Source organism: Bifidobacterium pluvialisilvae (assembly GCF_019331695.1).
GTDB classification, from domain to species: domain Bacteria; phylum Actinomycetota; class Actinomycetes; order Actinomycetales; family Bifidobacteriaceae; genus Galliscardovia; species Galliscardovia pluvialisilvae.
The window spans coordinates 26936-33017 of the sequence record NZ_JAHBBI010000017.1 but is presented as its reverse complement, the minus strand read 5'-3'; the positions used below and the strand labels follow the sequence as shown (position 1 = coordinate 33017).

General features: G+C 59.8%; 4 protein-coding genes and 1 rRNA gene. 3 read left to right on the top strand and 2 right to left on the bottom strand.

Annotation, left to right across the window (positions count from 1 at the left end; all coding sequences use genetic code 11):
• The first annotated feature begins 6 nt into the window (after positions 1-6).
• From rrf to KIH77_RS10295, 3 genes are all read left to right on the top strand, one after another.
• Positions 7-123 (top strand): 5S ribosomal RNA (rrf, locus tag KIH77_RS10305).
• Between the two features lie 433 nt (positions 124-556).
• Positions 557-1039 carry a M23 family metallopeptidase gene (locus KIH77_RS10300; RefSeq protein WP_219101585.1) on the top strand — a complete coding sequence of 161 codons (483 nt, stop codon included), beginning with the start codon at positions 557-559 and terminating at the stop codon, positions 1037-1039.
• 85 nt (positions 1040-1124) lie between these two features.
• Complete coding sequence (locus KIH77_RS10295) at positions 1125-2942, top strand: AMP-dependent synthetase/ligase (protein ID WP_219101583.1); 1818 nt, start codon at positions 1125-1127, stop codon at positions 2940-2942.
• An 83-nt stretch (positions 2943-3025) separates the two neighbouring features.
• On the opposite strand, the gene KIH77_RS10290 is transcribed toward KIH77_RS10295, so the two are convergent.
• Both KIH77_RS10290 and KIH77_RS10285 read right to left on the bottom strand, forming a co-directional pair.
• A complete protein-coding gene (locus KIH77_RS10290) occupies positions 3026-4582 on the bottom strand; it encodes a substrate-binding domain-containing protein (RefSeq protein WP_219101581.1) in 1557 nt (518 codons plus the stop codon).
• A gap of 210 nt (positions 4583-4792) precedes the next feature.
• Complete coding sequence (locus KIH77_RS10285) at positions 4793-6013, bottom strand: NADP-dependent isocitrate dehydrogenase (protein ID WP_219101579.1); 1221 nt, start codon at positions 6011-6013, stop codon at positions 4793-4795.
• Between the last annotated feature and the right edge of the window lie 69 nt (positions 6014-6082).

Here is a 6082-nt window from a genome sequence, read left to right as displayed (position 1 = left end):
AGATTTTGCGGCGGTCATGGCCCGGGGGAGACGCCCGGTCCCATTCCGAACCCGGAAGCTAAGACCCGGCACGGCGATGGTACTGCACCCGACAGGGTGTGGGAGAGTAGCACACCGCCGCAACACATTCTTCACGAGGAGGCCCGATGGCACACGCCACCGGGCCTCCTCTTATATCCAGACGCGGGGACCCCCGACAGGCCACATCGCCACCGGGGACCTCCCATACCCACACCACAACGCATGTGATTGATTACCGTGGTTGTTGTTTCATATTGCCTCATATTCTCAATATTCACAACGCTGATGCACGTTCATCAACATCATCGGCAGATTACGCTGCCTTCCCCGTTTTTCTGATGTACTGGAAAGACCCATTGCTGATGCGATGGAAACCATGACCTGCAGAAAAGGAGGAGGGCACATGAGGCGACATCGCATACGCAGACGTCGGAGCTGGATTCGGCAGGAGAACGAACGCAGACGGAACGATACACGTCTACGGCTCGTAGCGGTCGCCTGCCTCATAGGCATGATCGCAGGTGCCGTATCCATCATGCGGTCTTCCGAGTACGCGTCAGCGCATGACGACATCGCCTCCCGGTATTCCTCATGTCGCATGGCGTATATCTGGCCGATCGATGTCGATGACGGCAATGGGCCGGTCGTCACACGTTCCTTCGACAATCCGTCACAGCCGTGGATGCCGGGGCATCGTGGAGTCGACCTGTCCACGGTGAAGAATCAACGGCTCATCGCTCCAGAGGACGGACGGATCGCATTCGCGGGAACGGTCGCCACGAAGCATGTCGTCACCATCGAACATGATGCGGGCATCATCACGACGTATGAGCCGGCCGTCAGCGATCTCCCTCCAGGCTCCGCGGTGGTGCAGGGACAGCGGTTCGCCACGGTTCGAGGCGGTTCGGACCATTGTGGGGAATCCTGCGTGCATTGGGGCATGAAAACGGGCAGGACAACGTACATGGATCCCGAGCATGCCGTCAATCCACAGCGCATCGTGTTGAAACCGTTGTGATGTGTGCGATTCGCCACCGATATACACGACAAACCCCACCCATTGTGTAGAATCCAAAGTAGCGAGTCAAAGACAGGGAGCAAGTATGCTGAAGGAATATACTCGTCCTGAAACGATCAGCGTCGATTCGAACAAGAACATCTTTTCCATCCTGGAGGAGAGGGCAGGACGTACGCCGCAGGATTCCCTCGTGGAATACAAGGACAGCAACGGGGAATGGCAGTCGTTCACGGCCGAGGAATTCCAGGGCCTCGTGATTTCCTTGGCCAAGGGACTGATCGCCAAGGGCATCACCAAAGGCGATTCCGTGGCCGTGATCTCCCATACGCGTTGGGAATGGACCGCGTTGGACCTCGCCATCATGTCGATTGGCGCACTGACCGTGCCGGTATACGAAACCAACTCGGCGCTTCAGGTCAAGATGATTTTCAATGACGCGAAGGTACGCATGGCGTTCGTCGAAGACGATGTCCAGCGCGACAAGGTCGAGTCGATTCGTGACCAGGCGGCATATCTCAACGACGTCTATGTGATCGGCCTTGGCGCACTCGACACGCTTGCCGAATTCGGGCGTACCATCGCCGACGACGAGTTCTGGAACCGTGAGAACGCCGTCAACGGGGATGATCTCGCCACGATCGTGTACACGTCGGGATCGACGGGAGCCCCCAAAGGCATCGAACTCACCCATGGTGGTTTCGTGTACATCGCGTACTCAGGATGCAATTCCATGCCCGACATCGCCATGAAGCCCAACCGCAGGCTGCTGCTGTTCCTGCCTCTTGCCCATGTGTTCGCGCGATACATGCAGTTCTTCTGCTTCGCCGGGAACGTGACCTTGGGACTTTCCAGCAACTTGAAGACCATCATTCCGGATTTCCAGGCATTCAAGCCGACTTTCGTGCTCGCGGTGCCACGCATCTTCGAAAAGATCTACAATGCCGCGTCTCAGAAAGCAGGCAGGGGCTTGAAGGGCAGGCTGTTCTACGATGCGGCGGATACGGCACGCGCATGGTCCCACGTCCAGCAGTCAGGGGAGAAGATGCCCCTTGGCCTCAGCGCCAAGCATTCACTGTACAACACGTTGATCTATTCAAGTATCATGGACGTGTTCGGAGGGCATGTCGAATACGCCGTGTCCGGCGGCGCGCCTCTGGATGATTCCATCGCCCATTTCTTCAATGGCATCGGACTGCCTCTGCTCGAAGGCTATGGCATGACCGAAACCTGCGCCCCGGCCTGTGTGAACCCGACGTCCGGCTATAAAATCGGCACGGTCGGCCTGCCGTTGGAAGGCGTGAGTTTCGGCGTGGACGATGACGGCGAGTTGTGCGTCAAAAGCCGCGCGGTGTGCAAGGGCTACCATAACCATCCCGAGATCACCACACGTCAGATTGTCGACGGATGGTTGCATACCGGCGATCTTGGCGATATCGACGCCGATGGATTCATCACCATCACCGGTCGCAAAAAGGACCTGATCATCACTGCGGGAGGCAAGAACGTCTCGCCCGGCATCCTTGAGGCGTCGGTGATGACCTCGCCGGTCGTGGACCAGTGTCTTGTCATCGGTGATCGGAGGCCGTTCATCGCCGCTCTCATCACCATCGATCTGGCCGACGCGAATGCATGGCTGAAGTCGCAGGGCGCCGAACCGGTGGCTTCGTTGGCCGAAGCCAAAGACAACCCCATTATCGCGACGGAGGTCGATCGCGCCGTGGACGCCGCCAACGCGCTGGTGTCACGCGCGGAATCCATCCGCAAATTCGAGATTCTCGACGAGGACTTCACGGAGTCGAACGGCATGCTGACACCCAGCATGAAAGCCAGGCGCGCAGTCATAGAGCAGCGGTATGCCAAGCTGATAGACCAGACCATATACGTGCCTAGGAAAGCCGTCTGAGTCATGCCGGCATATGGATTCGGCCGGACGCATCGCACATGCGGCTGGCCGAATCCATATTGGATTGCCCTAGATTCCGGATTCTAGAGTCCCGCGTCGGCCGGACGGATGTACCCCGGGTCGATAAGGGTCTTCTTCATATTGCTGGCGGAGACGCTGATGATGTCCTCATGGATGGTGGGCACCTTGCTGCCGTTCATTTCGGTGGTTCCCGCGATTTTGAGGCCATCGACCTTCGTGAGGGCCGTTCCCGTGTTCAAGGCCTTGACGGCCAGTGCGATGTCGTCGGCGTACTGTTTGCGGTTCTCCAGACCGGTGCTCCACTGGTGGCCGTTGACGACCTGAAGGATGTTGGACAGGTAGACGCCGTATCCGGTGACGATGGGCCATGCCGGATCGTCGACGGTCCCGGACGAGGTCTGGTCCTTCTTGGACGGCGACTGTTCGACGGAGGACGAATCGTCCTTCTTGGGTTCCGGCACCTTGTCTTTTTTCAGATCCCTGTTGCCGGCGATATTGTCGACGATGCCCCCAATGGTGATTTCGGGATTGATGTCGGCGGCCGACCCTTGGTATTTCATATCCGAAAGCGCGCTGGTGACGCCCGCCGCCACCATGTCGTTCATGGCTATCACACCGTCTACTGATGGGCGGAGCGAGGACTTTCCGTCCGCACCGAGACGATGCATGAATTCGGATTTCGCGGCGTTCTGATCGGAAGCCTTGAACACGACTTTGCTCCAGCTGTTCTCATCACTGGAGGAATCCAGCAGACCCGAGGGACTGACTGCGACGCCGGAGCGGAAGTACGGTCCCAGCACCTGCCAGATGCCGGCGAAGACCTCCTTGTTGGTCTCGTCGTCATCGCTGGCGGGCAGCATGATTTCGATGCTTTTCGGATTTTTGGCGGTCGTCTGGGCGAGCGCCAGCTTGTTGGCCACCAGTGTCGCCTGCGTATGCGCGATCTCCCGTGCCGTGGACATGCCGACATACGTATCGGAGGTGAACCCCTCCACGGTGTTGGCAACGAGGATGACGGACATGCCTGATTTCTTCGCCGCGTTCAACGCCGATACCAGATGCTTGGTGCCGGCGGTCTGTTTGCCGTCCGACGTCTTTACGGTCTGCGAGACGTAATCGCCGTATTGGCGTGTGATGTCGTCGGGGTCGGCGACGGGGGCGATGACGACGGTGCGCTTCCTCGGATCCTTGGATGCATTGGTCGCCTTGGACGATGGGGAGGAGGTGCCCGAGGCCTTGCCTTGCGCGGCCGGGGAGCCATGTTCGGCGACATAGTCCTCGATGGCGTCGGCCTGGTCGTCCAGCGTCTTGGATTTGACGGATTCGACGTCGTCCTTGTCGAATCCGAGACCGACGAGCGAATCGGTGATGTCGTCGTTCAGCCTGGTCCACTTGTTCAACGGGGTGCTTTGCGAAAGCGTGATGCCGTCGTCGGGAAGCGACACCAAGGCCGACCCCATATCCGCTGGGGTGGTCGTCGTCCCGGAGACGGAGGCGCCGGAGGGGTTTGGCGAGGCATCGTTCGTTTCGCCGCATGCGGCGAGCGAGAACAGCATGGCCAGCCCTGTCAGCGCCCCGACGAGGGCCGCGCCGCGATTGCTCCATCCACGCACAGACATACATCACATCCTTCACTGGGACCCACGGGTCGTTTCGGATGGGCCCATGGTCCGTTGTAATTACCGGCTATGGGGATTGTAAGGCATTTCGCAGACGCATGCGGGGGCGGACGTAATGAGATTCCGTAAAGAAACCCGTAAAAGAAAGGAGGATGCCGGGCGCACGCCGGGCATCCTCCGGGAATATGGAGTCGTCGGGAATATCGGACGTCAGGCGGTGAGCGCCTTGGCGAGGTTCTCGTCCAATGCGTTCATGAAGCCCTCGGTGTCCAGCCACGCCTGATCGGGGCCGATGAGCATGGCGAGGTCCTTGGTCATCTGGCCGCCTTCGACGGTGTCGACGATGACCTTCTCCAGGGTCTCCGCGAAATGACGGACCTCGGGCGTGCCGTCGAGGTCCGCGCGGTGCTTGAGGCCGCCGGTCCAGGCGAAGATGGAGGCGATCGGGTTGGTGGAGGTCTTCTCGCCCTTCTGCCAGCGACGGTAATGGCGGGTCACGGTGCCGTGTGCGGCCTCGGCCTCGACGGTCTGTCCGTCCGGGGTCATGAGCACGGAGGTCATGAGTCCCAGCGAGCCGAAGCCCTGGGCCACGGAATCGGATTGCACGTCGCCGTCGTAGTTCTTGCACGCCCAGATGTAGCCGCCGTGCCACTTGAGGGAGCTGGCGACCATGTCGTCGATGAGCCGGTGCTCGTAGGTCAGGCCCTCGGCCTCGAACTTCTCCTTGTACTCGGTTTCGAACACCTCGGCGAAGATGTCCTTGAACTGCCCGTCGTACGCCTTGAGGATGGTGTTCTTGGTGGAGAGGTAGACGGGGTAGTGGCGCATGAGGCCGTAGTTGAAGCAGGCGCGGGCGAAGCCGCGGATGGAGTCGTTGACGTTGTACTGCACCTGTGCCACGCCGCCGTCCTCGCCGTAGTCGTAGACCACGTGCTCGATGGGTTCCGAGCCGTCCGTGGGGGTGAAGGTGACGGTGAGCCGGCCGGCGCCCGGCACCTTGAAGTCGGTGGCCTTGTACTGGTCGCCGAAGGCGTGGCGGGCCACGACGATCGGCTTGGTCCAGCCGGGCACGAGACGGGGCACGTTGCTCATGACGATCGGCTCGCGGAAGATCGTGCCGCCGAGGATGTTGCGGATGGTGCCGTTGGGGGACTTCCACATCTTCTTCAGGCCGAATTCCTTGACACGGGCCTCATCCGGGGTGATGGTGGCGCACTTGACGCCGACGTGCTCGCGTTTGATGGCCTCGGCGGCGTCGATCGTCACCTGGTCGTCGGTCGCGTCACGGTTCTCGATGCCGAGGTCATAGTAGTCGAGGTCGATGTCGAGGTACGGCAGGATGAGACGGTCCTTGATGTCCTTCCAGATGACACGGGTCATCTCGTCGCCGTCAAGTTCGACGACCTTGCCTTCGACTTTGATTTTCGCCATGGGATAGTACTCCTTCTAACGGCATGATCGCATGCGTTATCGATACAACATCCTTTTCATACACGATTC